Origin of the sequence: Pseudomonas parafulva, assembly GCF_002021815.1 — a bacterium.
Lineage (GTDB): Bacteria > Pseudomonadota > Gammaproteobacteria > Pseudomonadales > Pseudomonadaceae > Aquipseudomonas > Aquipseudomonas parafulva_B.
On sequence record NZ_CP019952.1, the window covers coordinates 705,933 to 724,782 of the forward strand.

Genomic DNA, 18,850 nt, shown 5'->3' on the forward strand with positions numbered 1-18,850 from the left:
ATTGGGCAGAGTGGGTCATGCTTTTTGACGGATGTAATTCAAATCACTGCTTAACGCTTCAGCATTTCTTTAAGCTGTTCCATGCTGAGAGTAACATCACGATTTTTATGAACTACGGCATGGCAGTTAGCGCACAATGTGACGAGGTCGGTCTGCGGGTTGACTGCTGTTTCTTCCCCATATGCGGAGATTGGTATAAGGTGATGAACGTGGATGAAACCTTTTGCGTACTCGCCATAGACTTTTTCAAAATTGAAGCCGCAAGCTTTACAGCTGAGACCATGAATAGCAATTGCCTTCAGCCTCAGAATTTTATTGCGTTCATAACGAGTTCCGAAATAATTGGTCTTGTCCCCTTCATTTGCAGACTCGAAAGCTAGTGGGTCGAATGCAAAGGCTGGCTCGCCAGCTGTCAATTTTGTAGCCGAGAGATCAGCAAGGCGGATGATCGCGTAATAGTCGCTCCTAGAGATACCTCGCACACCATCGCGCCAATAGTTACTGGTCCTATTGCTTGGTATCGTTTCTAGATACGCTCCTTCGACCTTCGCTAGGACAGCTTTTTCAAATGAAATGAAACCTTCGATCAGCGCGTAGAGGTCACCCTTATCGCTCTTCTTATCTATACAGACTTCAGCGATGCGTGCCATGCCGAAATAATGTGGCTCAGGGCTGAGGCGGGCAGATGCAAACGCTTTATCTTTTATACGACCTTTGTAGTAAATAACCTCAGTGTCTGGCTGCAGCAGTGCTCTGTAGCGCTTGGGGAAGTGGTACACCACTCCGGTTTCATCATCCCATTGCGAAACATCGTTTTCAGTAATGATGGCAGGCATCCCGTTTCCCCCAAGCAGAGGATTGAAGCCTACCAAAAAAAAGGAAATTTCCCACCTAGCTTTGAGTAAAGCATAGGAAAATCTCACAATTTAATCCTGGTGGCCACTCCGGGCGACTGTGCGACCCGGGCTTTTTGTAACAAATGGATTGGCGCTAATCGGAAGGGAGGTATTGCATATACGAGTTAAGAGGCTTACGTGCTGAGAGGACGGACCTGTAGGTAGCTGCTTCGGCTCGGTCAGGCTTAAGGATAAATTTGGGGGAGGCGGTTCGAATTGATCTGTAAATCGTGCACGCAAAAAAATCGCCCACAAAAAAAGACGCCCATAGGCGCCTTCCTTCATCAATTTGGTGGAGCCGGGGGGATTTGAACCCCCGTCCGCCAATACTCCGCTGTCGGTACTACATGCTTAGCCGTGTCTACTGAGTTAATCCGCAGCCGCCCGACGGGCAGGGTGCTTTGGACGAGTTGGGTAAGTTTTAGTCGCTTTGCCCCCAACGTGCTACACGACGATCCTGTTCTGTATGACAATCACTTCGGGTTTACAGGCATCCCCTGGTGATTGCTGGAGCCGAAGCTACCAGGAGAGCGGGCTCAGCTGCTTACGCAGCGAGAGCGTAGCCCTCGTAGTTTTCGTCATTGGCAACTATAGAAAGTTGCAACAGTGGATTTACGAGTTCTGTTACCAACTCGGCATGCACCTAGAGTTTCGCTACCGGCGTCGAATCCTAATCGGCCCCACACTAGCTCTAAGCTAACGCACCTTACGGCACGTGAACCGGAGTATACGGCATTGCGCGGGCGGCGTCGACAGCTGAGCGCTCACCCGCGCGATGCATTAGGCGCCGCCGCTGCTCGAGCCGCTGCCCTTGTTGGTTTTATCCAAACGTTCAACGACTTTGCTGGTGATTTCGATGCACTTCTTGGTGTCGCCGGAAGCCTGGGCTTGCTTGGCTTCGTCCACCTTGTTCTGGACGGCAGTGTCCAGGCCTTCGGAGGTGGCACCGGCGGTGGCCATGCTGTCGTTGATTTTCTGCAGGTTCAGGGCGCACAGGTCGTCGGCAGCGAAGGCCGGCGAAGCGAGCAGGGTAGCGGCCGCGAACAGGGCCGAAAGCGCGGTACCTTTCATGGGAGTCTCCTCTGTGGCCTCTGGTAGGTGGGCCTGTAAAGGTGGACTGTGCCGTTTGGCTGACAGTTCCGTTGTGATGGTGGCGGGATGGCATGAGGGTTTGTGGCGGGATGTTGCTGGGGTGTGGGGAGGGGGGCGTCGGGATGGGTATGACTCATTGGCGGGGGAAGGGGCCGCTTTGCGGCCCATCGCGGCGCGAGGCCGCTCCCACAGGGAGAGTGGCCTTGTCGCGGGTTAGGCTACTGGGCAGGCGGTTGGGCGGGTGCCGTCTACGACTTCGTTGTAGGGGGCCTGGTCGCGGTCGCGCAGGCCGTAGTCGCGGATCACCGAGGTAACGCGCACGCGGTAGTCGTCGAAGATTTTGTCGCGGCCGGCGCGTTGGGCGGAGAGGTGGGCGGTGACGTTGCGCCACTGCACCACGGCTTCTTCGTCGCGCCAGGTGGTTACCGACATCACTTTCTTGGGGTTCAGGGTGCTCTGGAAGCACTCCACCGAGATGAACCCTTCCATGGGCTTGAGCAGGGGGGTGAGCTTGTTGACCAGGTCTACGTAGGTTTCGCCCTGGCCGGGCAGTGCTTGCAACTCGAACAATACGACGATCATGGGTAGTGCCTCATCCTTGATGACTTTGTTGTTTTCATGCGGTGCTGGTGCAGCGGGTTACTTCAGGTTGGCAAGCCAGGCGCGCATCACGCGGGCGGCGGCCTGGGTCAGGCGCTCGCCCAGTTCGGCAGCGGCCGAGCGCAGGGCGATAGGGTCCAGGCCGGTCTGGCCGACTTCGTTGGCGTGGCCTACCAGCCACTGCTCGATGCGGGCGGGGTCGGCTTCCAGGTGGCATTGAAGGCCCAGGATGCGGTTGTCCACGGCAAACGCCTGGTGCGCGCAGATGTCGGTCTTGGCCAGCAGCACGGCGCCCTCTGGGATGTCGAACTGGTCGCCGTGCCAGTGCAGCACGGGCACGTCGCCCAGTTCGGCGAGCGGCGATTGCTGGCCTTCGGCGGTGAGGGTAAGGGGCGAGAAGCCAATTTCCTTGACGCCCATAGGGTAGACCTTGGCGTTCATGGCGCGGGCGATCAGTTGTGCGCCCAGGCAGATGCCCAGCATGGGCTTGCCCGACTCGACGCGTTGGCGCACCAGCTCAAGTTCGGCCTTGAGGAAGGGGTAGGGCTTTTCGTCGTAGGCGCCGATGGGGCCGCCCAGCACGATCAGCAGGTCGGCCTGCATCACCTGTTCGGGGTGAAGGGTTTCGACGGTGGGGTCGATGTAGGTCAGGGTGTAGCCGGCTTCGTTCAGGACGGGGGCCAGGGTGCCGACGTCTTCGAAGTGGATGTGGCGCAGTGCGATGGCTGTCTTCATGTGCAAACCCGATGATGAAAGAAGTGAGGGCGCGGTTTACGCCGAGGGGTTGAGGTCGACCTTGATCGTACCGGCCTTGGGAAAGGTGCAGCAGGCCAGGGCGTGGCCGTCGCGCTTGTCCTGGTCGGTCAGGCAGAAGTCGGGTTCGACGCTGTACTCGCCTTCCGACACTTTCAGCCGGCAGTGGCCGCAGATGCCGGCGCGGCACAGGCTGCGCACTTCGATGCCGCTGGTTTCCAGCATCTCCAGCAGGCTCTTGCCTGCGGCGGGCTCCAGCACCTGGTCGTTGTGCTGAAGGTGCAGGCGCAAGGGGCTTTCGGCCTGGGCATTGTCTGGCGTGGCCGGGGCAGAGGCGGCTGGCGGGGTGAATGATTCGATCAGCAGGGGGCAGGCGGGGAACAGCGCCAGCAAGTGCTCGCGCATGCCCTGGGCAAAGCCGTGGCTGCCACAGATCACCACGCTGTCCGGGTTGCCCAGTGCTTGGAGGTCCTGGGCTTGCGGGCGGCCGGCCTTGAAGTGGCCTTTGCCGTGTACTGTTTCGCGGGTGACGAATATCTGCAGGTCGAACCAGGGGCAGCTCAGTTCCAGTTGCAGCAGTTCGTGCAGGAACGGGATGTCGGCAATGGACGGCACGCACAGCAGCAGGCTGACCTGCGGCACGCTCAGGCCGCGCTGGGCGCGCTCGTGCAGCCCGCGCAGCAGGGCGATGGGCAGGGTGATGCCGATGCCGCCGGCCAGCAGGCCGACGTGGCGGCAGGCCTGGACCGAGGCCAGGGTGATGTCACCTGCGGCGAACTGCACGTCGAAACGCGAGCCGGGTTGGCAGGTGGCGTGCAGCTGGTCCGAGACCCCGCCGCGCCCTTCGCGCTTGATCGCCAGCTCGAACTGGTCGTTGCCGAGCCTGCGGGTGATGGAGTACAGCCGTTGCTGGCGGGCGCCAGACAGGTCCGTTGCCTGCAACGCCACGTGCCGGCCGGGCACCAGGTCTGCTAGAAAGGCGCTGGAGGCGTTGAGCACGCGCAGGCCGAATACTTTGATCTGCGCGGTCTCGCTGCTGACGTGCTCGCACACGGCTTCGAAGCTTGTCGGGGTACTCATGCGCTAGCCCTCTCGCGCAGCTGTTCGACGGCTTGTTCGGCGCTCTCCAGGCCATTGCCGGCCAGGCCGATGCGGTTGACCAGGGCTTCGAGGGAGTCGGTATAGACGCTGATCTCGTTGTTGTCGCCCACGTCGTGCAGGATCTCGTTGCCGTTGGGCAAGCCCAGCATGTCGAACACCCGCGCCCAGGCGCCCATCTCGTTGTTGGCGAACATCTGCACGGTGCGCAGGATGATCGAGCGCAGGTACAGGCGTTCCTTGCGGGTCAGGCCGTTGACGATGTCGGTGGCGACGAAGCTGAACACGCTGGAGTGGCTCCACTCGTCCATGGCGTGGGTGCGGGTGACTTCGTGGCAGACCGACTGGATGGTGCTGTCTTCGGCCATGGTCTTGAGGTAGTCGGTGATCAGCGTTTCGCTGGCGCAGGCGATGCCGAAGCGGGTCAGGCGGCGTTCCCATTCGGCGGTGCAGTTGGCCAGCAGCGCTTCGCGCCAGGTCACCAGGTTGAAGGCGCTGAAGTCCAGGGGGGTAAGTTGGCGCATGTCATAGATGTAATTGCAGGCCATGATCGACATACGGGTATGCAGGGCTTCATCAAGCAGGGCTTGTGACATCACATCTTGCAGCAGTGCGCGGTTATGGCTTTGCGGCGGGGTCTTGATAATGTCTTCACACGCCGGCACTACCACATTGCATTCAATATAAATGGTCTTGAGGTTATAGATGCCCCAGGCGTAGGACATGCACTTGGACTGCAAGTCCTTGGGGGCTTCAAGCCAGGCCTGGTGGTTGCGAAACGGTAGCAGTGAATGGCTGAAGTCGTTCTTGTTGGCATCGAACGCCAGGCCCCAGTAATCGGGCTGTGGCTGGTTTACAGCAGCGCGGGTTTTCCACAGGGTTGAAAGTTTGGCCAGCATGCCTTTAACTGCATCATCGGTACCGCTATGGTTAACATCCATGTTAAAACTCCAGGCTATCGGTTGTAGTTGTTAAGTTTGATTACGCCGGCGTAGTTGCACGCGCAGGTGCGGGCGGCGCCCTTCAAGTTTGTGGTTAAAATGTTTCGTTATTATTGCTTCAAGTCATTTAAATGAAAGTTGCAGGGCAGTGACTTTGCGCTGCCGCGCCATTACCCATTCCTGCAGCAATGTCAGGGCCACGGTCAGGCCCATGAACGCGGCACTGGCCCAGAAAATCGCGTTGGGGTGGCCCTGGTCCAGCAACCAGCCGAACCCGACCGGCCCGATGGCACCGCCGATGTTGAACCCCGTGGACACGATGCCGAAGGTCTTGCCTTCGGCCCCTTTGGTAGCGGCGGCCCGTACCAGCATGTCCCGTGACGGGGCGATTACGCCGGTCAAAAAGCCTGCCGCGCCCAGCACGGCGAGCAAGAGCGGCTCGCTCAGGCCCGCCGTGGCCACTAGCAGCATCAGCACGCACGCCACCGCAAAAGCACTGGCCGCCACCACTCCGTGACGCTGGGTGCGGTCGGCCAGTGCACCGCCTGCCAGCACACCGAAGGCGCTGGCGAACAGGAAGGCAGTCAACGCCGAGTTGGCCCAGTACAGCGCCACGCCCTGGCCTTGCATCAGGGCCGCGACAGAAAACTTTTCGATGGCCCCGGTGCTCAGGTTCAGCAGCACGAACAGCAGGGTCAGGCTGATGATCATGGGCGAGAGCAGCGCCACGCGTTGTGCCTGCACGGGCTTGGGTGCCGGGGCGGGCGGCGTGTCACTGACCTGGGCCAGTGCCGAGCCGGGTATCAGGAGCAGGGCCAGTGCTGCAAAGCCCACCAGTGCTGCGGTCGCAAAGGCCATGGCCGGGCCGCTAGCCACCGCCACCCCCAGCAACAACACCGGGGCCACCGCCGCGCCCAGAAAACCTGCAAAGGTGTGCACTGAAAACGCCTTGCCGATGTGCGCAGGGTTGATGTGCCGCGACAGCAGGGCGTAGTCGGCAGGGTGGTAGACGGCATTGGCCACCCCCGCCAGCGCCATGCCCACCAGCAGGCAGGTGTAGCCGGGCAGCAGGGCAATGAGCAGGAAACTGCAACTGCCTAAGGCCAGGGCCATCAGCAGCAGGCGCCTGGCGCCATGGCGATCGACGGCGAAGCCCATGGGGGCCTGCACCAGCGCAGTGACGATGTTGAACACGCTGAGGGCCAGGCCCAGCGCTACATAATCCACGTTCAAAAAAGCAGGCAGCAGCGGAAAGAGCGCCGCCAGCACCATGATGTGCAGGTGGCTGACAAAGTGTGCTGCGGCGACTTGCGGCAACAGGCCGATACGTATCGTCATGGTGAAACCTGTAGGGGCATGAGCTGAGTCGGCGCAGAGCTTAAAGAGGCTATGGTCTTGCCGGGTAGTCCAGTTAATGGCATTAGGCCAGACCACTTTGGCCCATCTTTCGCGCGTTCTGGCATGCCCAGGGCAGACGCCTGCTTGCCGGGCCAGGACAGGTGGTCTGCAACAGCGCGGGCAACCGGTACGGTCGCAGGCGCCGCAGGCCGCTAGGGTAGTGCGGTTATTGCCGGCGTTCAGACAAGGAGTACACATGCCGCATTTCGCTTATAAAGAGGGCCACGCGCTGCCGGGCATCAGTGCCGCTGCGCTGCCGCAGGTGGACAGCGAGGTGTGGACCGCCATCGATGCCGAGCGGCTGCGCCAGGTGCAGTCCATCGAGCTGATCGCCGCCGAGAACGTGGTCAGCCGCGCCGTGCTCGAAGCGCAAGGGTCGGTGCTGACCAACAAGTATGCCGAGGGGTATCCGGGGCGGCGCTATTACGCCAGCTGCGCCAATGTGGATGTGGTCGAGGACCTGGCCACCGAGCGGGCCCGGTTGCTGTTCGACTGCAGCTACGCCAACGTGCAACCCCACTCTGGCAACCAGGCCAACCAGGCGGTGTTCCTGGCGCTGCTGGAGCCGGAGGACAAGATTCTCGGCCTGGACCTGAAGTCTGGCGGGCACCTGTCCCACGGCGCGGCGTTCAACGTGTCCGGGCGCTGGTTCCAGGCGGTCAGCTACGGTGTGCACCCGCTGACGCACCTGGTCGACATGGACCAGGTGGCGCACATCGCCCGCCGTGAGCGGCCACGGCTGATCATCGCTGGGGCGTCGGCGTACTCACGTGCGCTGGATTTCGCCCGTTTCCGCGCCATTGCCGACGAGGTTGGGGCGTACCTGATGGCCGACATCGCCCACGTCGCCGGGCTGGTCGCAGGCGGCGCCTATCCCTCGCCAGTGCCTCATGCCCACGTCACCACGCTGAGCACCCACGCGACCCTGCGCGGCCCGCGCGGGGGGATGATCCTGTGCAACAACCAGACCCTGGCGCGCAGGATCAACGCGGCGGTGTTCCCCGGCCTGCAAGGCGCTGCGCTGATGCACACCGTCGCGGCCAAGGCCGTGGCCCTGGGCGAGGCGCTGCAACCGGGCTTCGGCTCCTACGCCCATGCGGTGGTGGCTAATGCCCGGGCCTTGTGCGGGCGGTTGGCCGAAGGCGGCTTGCTGGTGGTATCGGGCGGCACGGACTGCCACCTGGGGGTGATCGACCTGCGGCCCTGGGGCCTTGCCGGTAACGCCGCCGAAGGCGCGCTGGAGGCGGTTGGCATCACCGTCAACCGTAACGTCGTGCCCGGGGACGAGGTCAAGTCCAGCGTCACCTCGGGCATTCGCCTGGGCAGCGCGGCCTGTACCTCCCGGGGCATGGGCGAGGATGAGTTCCGCGAGATCGGGGACATGATCCTGGCCATGCTCGGGGGCGTGCGCAGCGGCGCCATGGACAGCCGCACCGAGCGCTCGATCCGCGAGGGCATCTTCGACCTGACCCGGCGTTTCAAGCTGCCTTACTGAACCCGGCGCTCAAAGCTTGAGGGCGTTGGCCAGGCGCAGCATGGCCGCTTCGATCTCGTAGGCCGTGAGCGAGGAATACCCCAGCAGCCAGCCATGGGTCTGCGGCTCGCCCAGGTACAGGCTGCTCAGGCCCGACAGCTGCACGCCGGCTGTGGCCGCCTGGCGAATGGTCTTTTCTTCGGACCAGCCTGGCTTGAGCAGGCAGGGGATCTGCAAGCCACCTGGCGGCAGGTGGGCGGTGACCACCGGGCTCAGGTACTTGGCGATGGCATCGTGCATCACCGCCCGGCGCCCGGCGTACAACTTGCGCATGGCGCGTACGTGGGCGTTGTAGTGCCCGTCCTCCATGAAGCGCGCCAGGGTCAACTGCAAGACCTGCGGGGTGTGGCCATCCATCATGCTGCGGGCATAGGCGAAAGGCTTGACCAGTTCGGGCGGCAGCACGATGTAGCCCATGCGCAGGCCAGGGTAGAGGGTCTTGCTGAAGGTGCCGATGTACAGGGTGCGCTGGTACCGATCCAGGCCCTGCACGCAGGCGGTGGGCTGGCCGTCGTAGTGAAACTCGCTGTCGTAGTCGTCCTCGATGATCCACTTGGCTTTTTGTGCGGCCCAGTTGATCAGCTCCAGCCGGCGCTCCAGGGGCAGGGTCGCGCCCGTGGGGTACTGGTGCGAGGGGGTGACGTACACGCAGTTGGCGCCGCTGCGGTCGGCGAACAGCAGGTCGGTGCGGATGCCCCGTTCGTCCACGTCGATGGGCAACACCTTGGTTTCGGCGATGGCGAACGCCTTGCGGGCGCCGTAGTAGCCGGGGTTTTCCAGCAGGATGGGTTTGCCGGCATCTACTAGCAATTGCGCGCACAGGTACAACGCCTGGCGCGTACTGCTGAGCACCAGCACCTGGTCGGGGGTGCACGTGGCCCCGCGTTCGAGGTTCAGGTAGGTGGCGATGGCCTTGCGCAGGGGTTCGGCGCCTTGTGGGTCACCGTGCAGCAGGACGCTGGCGCGGTAGTCCTTGACCACCTGGCGTTGCAGCCGCTCCCAGACGTCGGTGGGGAAGCTACGGGTTTCCGGCAGGCCGGTGGCGAAGGCCTTGATCACTTGCTGGTCACGCACGCCACCGGTCTCGAAGATCATGCGCCCGCGTTGGCTGAGTTCGGCGCCGGGCGCGACCACGCTGCGCCGCACCTCTTGCGTGCGTTGCCGGCGTGGCCCGGCCCCGCGCAATTCGGCGCCCACCGTGTCGCACACGTAGCTGCCCGCGCCGCCGCGGCGCACGATGAAACCGTCCCGGTGCAGCTGCACGTAGGCGTTTTCGACGGTATCGCGGGCACAACCCAGGGACTTGGATAGCACACGGGTGGAGGGCAGTTTCAGGCTCGGGCCCAGCGCGCCATCGAGGATCAACGCACGCATGGCGCGCTGGATGCGCTGGTGCAGGTCCAGCAGCTGAAACTCGGCGTCGTTGAGCCGAATCTTCAGGGTGTCCAGCGCGAAGGTCTTCGCCATGTGGTCTGCTCTCCATCCATGAACTGGCAGGTAAGGGCAGGCCAGTTTATCCGTAGACTCCGGCCTTCGCCAGCCAGGCCAGGCCTGGTATTCACCGCGTCGGCGCGTTCACGCACAGGAGTCCACCCCCCCATGGCACGGTCACACAATTTCAGCGCAGGCCCCACCGCAGTCCCCCTGGAAGTGCTCAACCAGGCGTACGACGAGTTCCACGATTTTGCCGGCACGGGCATGTCCATCATGGAGATGAGCCACCGTTCGCCCATCTTCCGCGCCATTGCCGAGCAGACCGAGGCCGACCTGCGCGAGCTGCTGGAGGTGCCGGCGCACTACCGGGTGCTGTTCGTGCAGGGCGGCGCTTCGTTGCAGTTCGCCCAGGTGCCCATGAACCTGGCCGGTGAAAACGGCAGCGTGGACTACCTGCACACCGGGTTGTGGTCGGGCAAGGCGATCGAGGCGGCGCGCCAGTATTGCGAGGTACGCGTGGTCGCCAGTGCCCAGGGCACCGGCTTTGACCGGGTGCCGGCGGTCCAGGACTGGCAGCTGAACCCGAAGGCTGCCTACCTGCACTACACCGAGAACGAGACCGTGCACGGCGTGCAGTTCGCCGAACCGCCCGCCAGCGAGGCGCCGCTGGTGTGCGATGCCTGTTCGAGCCTGCTGTCCAAGCCCATCGACATCGCCCGCCATGGCCTGGTGTATGCCGCCGCCCAGAAGAACATGGGCGTGGCCGGGCTGACGGTGGTCATCATGGACCCGGCGCTGCTGGACCGCTGCCACGGGTTCACCCCGGACATTCTCAACTACGCGTGTATCAGCGATGCCCAGTCGATGCTCAACACGCCCGCCACCTTCCCCTGGTACCTGACCGGCCTGACGTTGCAATGGATCAAGCGCAGCGGGGGCTTGCAGGTGCTGCACCAGCGCAACCAGACCAAGGCCAGCCTGCTGTACGAAACCCTCGACGGCAGCGACGGCTTCTACCGCAACCCGGTGCAGCCGACCTATCGCTCGATCAACAACGTACCGTTCCGGCTGGCCGATCAAGCCCTTGAAGCGGCTTTCCTGCGCGAGGCCGAGGCGGCCGGGCTGCATGGCCTGAAGGGCCACGCCAGCGTCGGCGGTATCCGCGCCAGCCTGTACAACGCCATCTCCGTCGAAGCGGTGGCCGCCCTTTGCGAATTCATGGGGGCGTTCGCCCGCAGGTACGGTTGAGCGCACTGAAAGTGGTCTGGTCTGCCTAGGCGAAGCGTCAGGGTAAAACCAGCCAATCTGCGGCTATAAATGACTGCCTACCGCAGCCGGATACAGCGTCTAGCAAGGAGCCAAGACCTATGTCATCTACTCGTACCCCCTCGCCCCTGCGCTTGCAGGACCTGCTGCACCCGGTGGTGGCCGGGCTCATTTCGGTGATCGTCAACTATGGCGGCACCTTCATCCTGGTGTTCCAGGCTGCCAAGGTCGCAGGGCTCAGCCCCGATCTGACCGCCTCCTGGGTGTGGTCGGTGTCCATCGGCGTGGGCGTGACCGGGCTGCTGCTCAGCTGGGTCAGCCGCGAGCCGATCATCACCGCCTGGTCCACGCCGGCGGCGGCGTTCCTGATCGTGGCCCTGGCCACCACGCCCTACGCCGAGGCGGTGGGAGCGTACATGGTGTCAGCGGTGGCCTTCGTGCTGCTGGGCGTGTCGGGCTACTTCGAAAAAGCCGTGCGCCTGATTCCGCCAGGGGTGGCCGCGGGCCTGCTGGGCGGCATCCTGTTGCAGTTCGGTATCGGCGCCTTCGCCAGCATGAGCGTCGACCCGCTGCTGGTCGGGCTGCTGATCGGGGCGTACATCGTGTTCAAGCGCCTGAGCGCCCGCTATGCGGTGGTCGGCATCCTGGTGCTGGGGCTGGTCTACCTGGTGATGCAGGGGCGGGTCGATTTCGCTGGGCTGTCCCTGGAATTCGCCACGCCAGTGTTCACCCGCCCCGAGTTCTCGCTCAACGCACTGCTGAGCGTGGCGCTGCCGCTGTTCCTGATCACCCTGACCGGCCAGTACATGCCCGGCATGCTGGTGTTGCGCAACGACGGGTTCCGCACCAGTGCCAACCCGATCCTCGGCATCACTGGGCTCGGCTCGCTGCTGATGGCGCCGTTCGGCTCCCACGCCTTCAACATCGCCGCCATCACTGCCGCCATCTGCACCGGCAAGGAAGCGTCCGAAGACCCATCCAAGCGCTGGGTGGCGGGTGTGGCCGCCGGCATCTTCTACATCCTGGTGGGCATCTTCGGGGTGACCCTGGCGGCGGTGTTCATGGCCTTCCCGGCTACCTTCATCACCACCCTGGCGGGGCTGGCCCTGCTGGGCACCATCGGCGGCAGCCTGGCCAATGCCATGCTCGATGCAAAAGCGCGCGAGGCGTCGTTGATCACCTTCCTGGCCTGTGCGGCCAATATCACCCTGCTGGGTATCGGCGGTGCGTTCTGGGGGCTGGTGATCGGCCTTGTGGCCTACGCCGTGCTCAACGGTCGCCTGCCTCGCCGGGCCAAGGCCGTTCAGGCAGAACCGGCAGCAGTGCCCACCAAAGGAGCGACAAATTGATGAGCGAGTACGCCGAAGACCTCACCACCCTGCATGCGCGCCACGGCCGCTACCCGCAGGCCAACACCGTCGAGGATTTTCGCCGCAACCTGGCCGCCGTGCATGAGCGCATCGCCCGGGCATGCGAGCGGGTCGGGCGAGACCCGGCCGAAGTGCGCCTGCTGCCGGTCAGCAAGACCTTCGACGAAGCGCATCTGCGCCTGGCCTATGCCGCCGGTTGCCGCCTGCTGGGCGAGAACAAGGTGCAGGAGGCCCAGCGCAAGTGGGAAGCCATGGCCGACCTGCACGACTTGCAGTGGTCGGTGATCGGCCACCTGCAGACCAACAAGGCCAAGCAGGTGGCGCGCTTTGCCAGCGAGTTCCAGGCGCTGGACAGCCTGCGGGTCGCCGAGGTGCTGGACCGCCGCCTGCGCATTGAGGGGCGGCAGATGGACGTGTTCGTCCAGGTCAATACCTCCGGTGAGGCCAGCAAGTACGGGCTGGTGCCTGATGACGTGGCGGCATTTGTGCAAGCGCTGCCAGCGTTCCCGGCGCTGCGTGTGCGCGGCCTGATGACCCTGGCGCTGTTTTCGGCCGACGCCGCGCGGGTACGCCCGTGCTTTGTGTTGCTGCGCGAGTTGCGCGACCGGCTGCGCGCCAGTGCGCCTGAAGGGGTGTCGTTGCAGGAGCTGTCGATGGGCATGTCGGGTGATTTCGAAGTGGCCATCGAGGAGGGCGCCACGGTGGTGCGCGTCGGCCAGGCGATCTTCGGCGCCCGCGCCATGCCCGATGCCTACTACTGGCCTACGGCCGATGCCGCGCCGCACCAGGAAGCCACCCCGTCGCTGGCCACCAGCCACTGACCCCTCTGTACAGGAAACCTGCAATGTCTGCTGCTCCCGCTTACCTGATGCACACTTCAGCCCGCCAACCGGTTGCGTTCAGCCGGGGCCAGGGCGCCCTGTTGTGGGATTCGCACGGGGTCGAGTACCTCGACGCCATCGCCGGGGTGGCCGTGACCAGCCTGGGGCACGCCAACCCCGAGATCGCCTCGGCCCTGGCCGAACAGGCCGACGTGCTGCTGCACACCACCAACATGTTTCGTATCCCGTGGCAGGAACAGCTTGGCGAGCGCCTGTGCCGGCTCTCGGGCATGGAGCGGGCGTTCTTCTGCAACTCCGGCGCCGAGGCTAACGAGGCCGCGCTGAAGCTGGCGCGCTTGCACGCCACGGCCCGGAACGTCGCCCAACCCCAGGTGCTGGTGATGGAAAACAGTTTCCATGGGCGCACCTTGGCAACCCTGGCCGCCACCGGCAACCCGGCCGTTCACCGCGGCTTCGAGCCACTGATGCCAGGCTTCATCCGCGTGCCCTACGATGACATTGAGGCCGTGCGCCAGGTCGCGGCCAACTCGCCCAACGTGGTGGCCGTGCTGGTCGAGCCCGTGCAGGGCGAGGGCGGTGTGCACCCGGCGTCGGCGGGCTATCTGCAAGCGCTGCGCCAGCTGTGCGACGCGCACCAGTGGCTGATGATGATCGACGAGGTGCAGACCGGCATGGGCCGTACCGGCACCTGGTTCGGCTTCCAGCACGCCGGCATCGAGCCCGATGTCATCACCCTGGCCAAGGCCTTGGGCAATGGCTTCCCCATCGGCGCGTGCCTGGCCCGTGGCAAGGCCGCCGAGCTGTTCTCCCCTGGCCACCATGCCTCCACCTTCGGCGGCAACCCGCTGGCATGCCGCGTGGGCTGCACGGTGGTGGACATCATGCAGCGCGATCACCTGCCGCAGCGGGCTGCGGTGCTGGGCCAGCGTTTGCTGGCGGCCCTGCAACTGGCGCTGGCCGGGCACCCTGAGGTGGTGTCGGTGCGCGGCCTGGGCCTGATGGTCGGTATCGAGCTCAACCGCCCCTGCGCCGAACTGGTGGACCGGGCCCGGGACGAGCAACACCTGCTGATCACCGTCACCCGAGGTACCACGGTGCGCCTGCTGCCGCCACTGATCTGCTCCGAGGCGCAGATCGACGACATCGCTTCACGCGTGACCCGCTTGCTGTCATCCCAAGCCTGATTCAGAACAAGGACGCTTAATACATGTACGACTCGACGCTGACCCTCAACGCCTTCGATCCAGAGCTGCACGCCTCGATTCGCAACGAAGTGAATCGCCAGGAAGACCACATCGAGCTGATCGCCTCGGAGAACTATGCCAGCCCATTGGTGATGCAGATCCAGAGCACGGTGCTCACCAACAAGTACGCCGAGGGCTATCCCGGCAAGCGCTACTACAGTGGCTGTGAATACGTGGACGTGGCCGAAAGCCTGGCCATCGAGCGGGTCAAGGCCCTGTTCAACTGCGACTACGCCAACGTGCAGCCCCACGCCGGTGCCCAGGCCAACGCGGCGGTGTTTTTGGCGCTGATCCAGCCAGGCGACACCGTGATGGGCATGAACCTGGCCCAGGGCGGGCACCTGACCCACGGCAACCCGGCCAACTTCTCGGGCCGCCACTACAAGATCGTGCCCTACGGCCTGGACCCGAAGACGGGCTTTCTGGACTATGACGAGATGGAGCGCATCGCGCTGGAAACCCGCCCGAAGATGCTCATCGGTGGTTTCTCGGCCTACTCGCGCTACAAGGACTGGGCACGCATGCGCAGCATCGCCGACAAGGTCGGGGCCATCTTCTGGGTGGACATGGCCCACGTGGCCGGTCTGGTTGCCGCTGGCGAATACCCGGACCCGCTGCCCCACGCCCATGTGGTCACCAGCACCACCCACAAGACCCTGCGCGGCCCACGCGGCGGCCTGATTCTGTCCAAGGGGCAGGACGAGAGTTTCTACAAGAAGCTCGATTCGGCGGTGTTCCCTGGTGTCCAGGGCGGCCCACTGATGCACCAGATCGCGGCCAAGGCCGTGGCCTTCAAGGAAGCGCTGTCGCCGGCATTTCGCAGCTACCAGACCCAGGTGGTAACCAATGCCCGGGCCATGGCCAAAGTGTTGCAGGCGCGCGGGTACAAGATCGTGTCGGACGGGACCGACAACCACATGATGCTGATCGACCTGTCGGCCAAGCCCTACACCGGCAAGGAAGCCGATGCGGCCTTGAGCAGCGCCTATATCACGGCCAACAAGAACTCGGTGCCTAACGATCCGCGTTCGCCGTTCGTGACCTCGGGGCTGCGCATCGGTACGCCGGCAGTGACCACCCGTGGGTTCGATGTCGAGGCGTGCGAGCAGGTGGCGGGCTGGTTGTGCGATGTGCTCGATGCCCTGGAAACCGGGCGCAGTGACGAGGTGGGGCACCATGTGCGTGAGCAGGTGGTTGCGCTGTGCCGTCGTTATCCGGTTTATGGCTGAGAGGGTCGGGACCTGGCACCGGAGGTGTCGGGTTTTGATGCAGGTTTTATAACCTGTGTGAAAGGGCTGCCTGGCAGCCCTTTCTTGTTGCTGAGTTTGCTGTGCCGTTGGGTATCGGATGAAGATCACCGGGGCCGCTGCGCGGCCCATCGCGGCGCAAGGCCGCTCCACTGGGTTTTGCGTATTTGAATACTGCTCGGATGTACTGTGGGAGCGGCCTAGTGCCGCGATGGGCCGCGCAGCGGCCCCAGGCTCCCAGCATCGAACGCGGGGCTCCAGCTACCGCGCCTGGGTCACCCGATCCACCAGGTACACCAGCCCGTGATAATCGATGCCACTGTGGGTCGACAAGCCAATCTCACAGGTGCGGCTGGTAGAAATACCCTCACCACAGTACTGCACGGCATCCTTCAGGCTGCGCAAGGCATGGGCATTGAGCTCCGGGGTGGTGAAGCCCTTGTCGCCAGCAAACCCGCAGCAATGAATGCCTTCCGGTATCACCACCTGGGTGCTGCACCGCCGCGCCAGGTCGATCAGGGCCTGGCTTTCGCCCAAGTGCTGCGTACTGCAGGTCACATGCACGGCCACCGGTTCATCCTGCGGGGTGAAGGTAAGCCGGTCGACCAGGTGCGTGCGGATGAAACGCACGGGGTCGTACAGGTCCAAACGGGTATCCCCCAGGTCCTGGACCAGGCGCAACGTGCAGGGGCTGGTGTCGCAATAGATCGGGTCCAGGCCGCCACGGCTGGCGTGCAGCAGGGCATTGATCAGCTCCTGGCGCTTGTGTTCGGCCTGCTCGGGGTAGCCTTTGGAGGCGAAGGGCTGGCCGCAGCACAGGCTTTCGGCATTCTCCGGGAAGACGACCTGATACCCCGCTTTCTCTAATAGGCTGCGGGTTTTGTCCAGCAACGAGCTCTGCTCGCGATCGGCATACGCAGGGCCCATGACCTTGGACACGCAGGCAGCCAGGTAGACCACGCGCGGGCGCGGGTCGTTGCTCGCCTCACCTACGCGCACAGGGCGCAGAGGCTGGGGCATCGCCGGGGTCCAGCGGGGCACGCGGCCTTTGCTGGTCTTGCTCAGGACGGCGCTCAAGCGGTTAAGACGAGGCGCGCCCAGTAGCTTGCGGGCTGTATTGGCGGCGGTCAGGGACAGGCGCGCGCCGCCCATGGCCGTCTTGAAGTGTTCGGCCAACCAGTCGGCGGTCTTGCCATGTTCGGCCGCCTGGGCGCGCAGCTTCTTGACCAGCTCGCCGGTGTTGATGCCCACCGGGCAGCGCTGGGCACACAGCCCCGTGGCAGCGCAGGTGTCCATGCCCTGGTACTGGAAGGTGTCGCGCAGGGCGCGGGTATCCTGGCCGTTGCGTTCCTTGGCCTGGATATCCCGCCACATGACGATGCGCTGGCGCGGGCTGAGGGTCAGCCCCTTGGACGGGCACACCGGCTCGCAGAAACCGCATTCGATGCACTTGTCGACGATTGCGTCGGCAGCCGGCAGCGGCTTGAGGTGCTTGAGGTGAATGGCCGGGTCTTCGCTGAGCACCACATCAGGGTTGAGAATGCCGTTAGGGTCGAGCAGGCGCTTGAGCTGCCACATCAGCTGGTAGGCATCATGCCCCCATTCGAGCGCCACGAAGGGCGCCATGTTGCGGCCGGTGCCGTGCTCGGCCTTGAGCGAGCCGCCGAACTCCACGGCCACCAACTGCGCCACGTCGTCCATGAAAGCCTGGTAGCGAGCCACTTCCTCGGCGCTGTTGAAACCCTGGGTGAAGACAAAGTGCAGGTTGCCTTCCAGCGCATGGCCGAAAATGATCGCCTCGTCGTAGCGGTGCTGGTCGAACAGCTGGATCAGGCGGTTGACGCCCTCGGCCAGTTGCTCGACGGGGAAGGTGACGTCTTCGATGATGACCGTGGTGCCGGTCTGGCGCACGGCGCCCACGGCGGGGAAGGTGTCCTTGCGGATCTTCCACAGCTGGTTGTACACCACCGGGTCTTCGCTGAAATCCACTTGCTGTTCCAGGGGGAACTCGGCAATCGAGGCCATCACCTGGTGCACCTGCTCGTGCAGCAGGGTCTGGCTGGCGGCGCGGGATTCGATCAACAGCGCGCAGGCATTGGCCGACAGGCCCTTGACCCACACCGGCATGCCGGCCATGTCCTGCACCGAGCGCAGGCTGCGCCGGTCCAGCAACTCCACCGCCGACACGGGCTGGCGCTTGAGGATCGGCACGGCGCGGCAGCAGCTTTCGACACTGGGGAACACCAGCAGGGCGCTGGCCTTGTGTGGGTGGTCGGGCACGGTGTCGTAGGTCACCGCGCTGATGAAACCCAGGGTGCCCTCGGAGCCGACCAGCAGGTGCTGCAGGATGTCGAGCGGCTGGTCGAAATCCACCAGGGCATTGAGCGACATGCCGGTGGTGTTCTTGAGCCGGTACTTGTGCCGGATGCGCTCGGCCAGGGCCGTGTTGGCGCGGGTCTCCCGGCCCAGGCGGGCGAGGGCGTCGAGCAAGGTGGCGTGGCTTTTCTGGAAGGCCGCGACGCTGACCGGGTCCTCGCTGTCCAGGCAGGTGCCGTCGGCCAGCACCAGGCGCAGGCCGGCCAGGGTGTGGTAGGTGTTCTGCGCCGTGCCGCAGCACATGCCGCTGGCGTTGTTGGCGACGATGCCGCCTATCTTGCAGGCATTGATCGAGGCGGGGTCCGGGCCGATCTTGCGCCCGAATGGCGCCAGCCAGGCATTGGCCTGTGCGCCGATGACACCCGGCTGCAGCCTGATCTGCTCGCCCTGGCCGCGCACCTCGCGCCCGTTCCAGTTATCGCCCAGTACGATCAGAACCGAATCACTGATGGCCTGGCCGGACAAGCTGGTGCCGGCAGCGCGGAAGGTGATGGGCACTCGCTCACGCTGGGCCAGCTTGATCAGGCCGACCACCTCGGCCTCGGACTCCACGCGCACCACCAGCTTGGGGATCAGGCGATAGAAGCTGGCATCGGTGCCGAAGGCCAGAGTAGAGGTCGGGTCGTCGAAGCGACGCTCGGCAGGTATCAGGCGCTCGGCATCGCGCAGAAACGCAGCAGGCAGGCTCATGCAGTCTCCTCGCGGGGCCGCGACGTCTGGTGCGGCGCGTGCCCCGGTAATCAGGCGGTGTTTCAGGCA

Annotated in this window: 15 protein-coding genes and 1 other RNA gene; 6 read left to right on the forward strand and 10 right to left on the reverse strand. The window is 64.2% G+C overall.

Annotation, left to right across the window (positions count from 1 at the left end; all coding sequences use genetic code 11):
- Positions 1-50: 50 nt before the first annotated feature.
- From B2J77_RS03090 to B2J77_RS03125, 8 genes are all read right to left on the reverse strand, one after another.
- The gene (locus B2J77_RS03090) at positions 51-836 is read right to left on the reverse strand and encodes an HNH endonuclease (protein ID WP_058638433.1); all 786 of its coding nucleotides are present in this window, start codon (positions 834-836) and stop codon (positions 51-53) included.
- A 350-nt stretch (positions 837-1,186) separates the two neighbouring features.
- Positions 1,187-1,578: a transfer-messenger RNA gene (ssrA, locus tag B2J77_RS03095) on the reverse strand.
- Positions 1,579-1,676: 98 nt separating this feature from the next.
- Positions 1,677-1,967 (reverse strand): hypothetical protein, encoded by a 291-nt coding sequence (locus B2J77_RS03100; RefSeq protein ID WP_058605955.1) that lies wholly within the window; start codon positions 1,965-1,967, stop codon positions 1,677-1,679.
- A gap of 234 nt (positions 1,968-2,201) precedes the next feature.
- Positions 2,202-2,570, reverse strand: coding sequence for an antibiotic biosynthesis monooxygenase family protein (locus tag B2J77_RS03105; RefSeq protein WP_027915438.1), 369 nt, complete (start codon positions 2,568-2,570; stop codon positions 2,202-2,204).
- Between the two features lie 57 nt (positions 2,571-2,627).
- A complete protein-coding gene (locus tag B2J77_RS03110) occupies positions 2,628-3,323 on the reverse strand; it encodes a glutamine amidotransferase (protein ID WP_058638214.1) in 696 nt (231 codons plus the stop codon).
- Positions 3,324-3,359: 36 nt separating this feature from the next.
- Positions 3,360-4,421 (reverse strand): iron-sulfur cluster-binding domain-containing protein, encoded by a 1,062-nt coding sequence (locus B2J77_RS03115; RefSeq protein ID WP_078477966.1) that lies wholly within the window; start codon positions 4,419-4,421, stop codon positions 3,360-3,362.
- Positions 4,418-5,380: a diiron oxygenase gene (locus B2J77_RS03120; protein WP_078477967.1), complete on the reverse strand. Its 963-nt coding sequence runs from the start codon at positions 5,378-5,380 to the stop codon at positions 4,418-4,420. Before B2J77_RS03120 ends, B2J77_RS03115 begins: the two co-directional genes overlap by 4 nt.
- Before the next feature lie 123 nt (positions 5,381-5,503).
- Entirely contained in the window at positions 5,504-6,718 is a 1,215-nt protein-coding gene (locus B2J77_RS03125) for an MFS transporter (protein WP_078477968.1), read from the reverse strand.
- A gap of 256 nt (positions 6,719-6,974) precedes the next feature.
- On the opposite strand from B2J77_RS03125, the gene B2J77_RS03130 reads away from it, so the two are divergent.
- Complete coding sequence (locus tag B2J77_RS03130; RefSeq protein ID WP_078477969.1) at positions 6,975-8,273, forward strand: serine hydroxymethyltransferase; 1,299 nt, start codon at positions 6,975-6,977, stop codon at positions 8,271-8,273.
- A 9-nt stretch (positions 8,274-8,282) separates the two neighbouring features.
- On the opposite strand, the gene B2J77_RS03135 is transcribed toward B2J77_RS03130, so the two are convergent.
- The gene (locus tag B2J77_RS03135) at positions 8,283-9,779 is read right to left on the reverse strand and encodes a PLP-dependent aminotransferase family protein (protein WP_078477970.1); all 1,497 of its coding nucleotides are present in this window, start codon (positions 9,777-9,779) and stop codon (positions 8,283-8,285) included.
- Between the two features lie 132 nt (positions 9,780-9,911).
- Between B2J77_RS03135 and serC the strand changes: the two genes are divergently transcribed.
- The 5 genes from serC to glyA all read left to right on the forward strand — a co-directional run bounded on the left by serC (position 9,912) and on the right by glyA (position 15,697).
- Positions 9,912-10,994: a 3-phosphoserine/phosphohydroxythreonine transaminase gene (gene serC / locus B2J77_RS03140; protein WP_078477971.1), complete on the forward strand. Its 1,083-nt coding sequence runs from the start codon at positions 9,912-9,914 to the stop codon at positions 10,992-10,994.
- Positions 10,995-11,113: 119 nt separating this feature from the next.
- Positions 11,114-12,361 (forward strand): benzoate/H(+) symporter BenE family transporter, encoded by a 1,248-nt coding sequence (locus tag B2J77_RS03145; protein WP_078477972.1) that lies wholly within the window; start codon positions 11,114-11,116, stop codon positions 12,359-12,361.
- Entirely contained in the window at positions 12,361-13,203 is an 843-nt protein-coding gene (locus B2J77_RS03150) for a YggS family pyridoxal phosphate-dependent enzyme (RefSeq protein WP_078477973.1), read from the forward strand. The genes B2J77_RS03145 and B2J77_RS03150 overlap by 1 nt, the downstream gene beginning before the upstream one ends.
- A 23-nt stretch (positions 13,204-13,226) precedes the next feature.
- On the forward strand, positions 13,227-14,408 hold the full coding sequence (locus B2J77_RS03155) for an aspartate aminotransferase family protein (RefSeq protein WP_078477974.1): 1,182 nt from the start codon (positions 13,227-13,229) through the stop codon (positions 14,406-14,408).
- Between the two features lie 23 nt (positions 14,409-14,431).
- Positions 14,432-15,697: a serine hydroxymethyltransferase gene (gene glyA / locus B2J77_RS03160; RefSeq protein ID WP_078477975.1), complete on the forward strand. Its 1,266-nt coding sequence runs from the start codon at positions 14,432-14,434 to the stop codon at positions 15,695-15,697.
- Positions 15,698-15,976: 279 nt separating this feature from the next.
- Here the strand turns inward: glyA and B2J77_RS03165 are convergent, their stop codons facing one another.
- Entirely contained in the window at positions 15,977-18,781 is a 2,805-nt protein-coding gene (locus tag B2J77_RS03165) for an FAD-binding and (Fe-S)-binding domain-containing protein (protein WP_078477976.1), read from the reverse strand.
- Between the last annotated feature and the right edge of the window lie 69 nt (positions 18,782-18,850).

Excerpts from the sequence above, each read along its gene's own strand:
- B2J77_RS03125 (WP_078477968.1), bottom strand. The coding sequence starts at position 6,718 with ATGACGATACGTATCGGCCTGTTGCCGCAAGTCGCCGCAGCACACTTT.
- B2J77_RS03115 (WP_078477966.1), bottom strand. The coding sequence starts at position 4,421 with ATGAGTACCCCGACAAGCTTCGAAGCCGTGTGCGAGCACGTCAGCAGC.
- B2J77_RS03120 (WP_078477967.1), bottom strand. The coding sequence starts at position 5,380 with ATGGATGTTAACCATAGCGGTACCGATGATGCAGTTAAAGGCATGCTG.
- B2J77_RS03150 (WP_078477973.1), top strand. The coding sequence starts at position 12,361 with ATGAGCGAGTACGCCGAAGACCTCACCACCCTGCATGCGCGCCACGGC.
- B2J77_RS03130 (WP_078477969.1), top strand. The coding sequence starts at position 6,975 with ATGCCGCATTTCGCTTATAAAGAGGGCCACGCGCTGCCGGGCATCAGT.
- B2J77_RS03110 (WP_058638214.1), bottom strand. The coding sequence starts at position 3,323 with ATGAAGACAGCCATCGCACTGCGCCACATCCACTTCGAAGACGTCGGC.
- B2J77_RS03090 (WP_058638433.1), bottom strand. The coding sequence starts at position 836 with ATGCCTGCCATCATTACTGAAAACGATGTTTCGCAATGGGATGATGAA.
- B2J77_RS03135 (WP_078477970.1), bottom strand. The coding sequence starts at position 9,779 with ATGGCGAAGACCTTCGCGCTGGACACCCTGAAGATTCGGCTCAACGAC.
- B2J77_RS03155 (WP_078477974.1), top strand. The coding sequence starts at position 13,227 with ATGTCTGCTGCTCCCGCTTACCTGATGCACACTTCAGCCCGCCAACCG.
- B2J77_RS03100 (WP_058605955.1), bottom strand. The coding sequence starts at position 1,967 with ATGAAAGGTACCGCGCTTTCGGCCCTGTTCGCGGCCGCTACCCTGCTC.
- serC (WP_078477971.1), top strand. The coding sequence starts at position 9,912 with ATGGCACGGTCACACAATTTCAGCGCAGGCCCCACCGCAGTCCCCCTG.
- B2J77_RS03105 (WP_027915438.1), bottom strand. The coding sequence starts at position 2,570 with ATGATCGTCGTATTGTTCGAGTTGCAAGCACTGCCCGGCCAGGGCGAA.
- B2J77_RS03145 (WP_078477972.1), top strand. The coding sequence starts at position 11,114 with ATGTCATCTACTCGTACCCCCTCGCCCCTGCGCTTGCAGGACCTGCTG.
- glyA (WP_078477975.1), top strand. The coding sequence starts at position 14,432 with ATGTACGACTCGACGCTGACCCTCAACGCCTTCGATCCAGAGCTGCAC.
- B2J77_RS03165 (WP_078477976.1), bottom strand. The coding sequence starts at position 18,781 with ATGAGCCTGCCTGCTGCGTTTCTGCGCGATGCCGAGCGCCTGATACCT.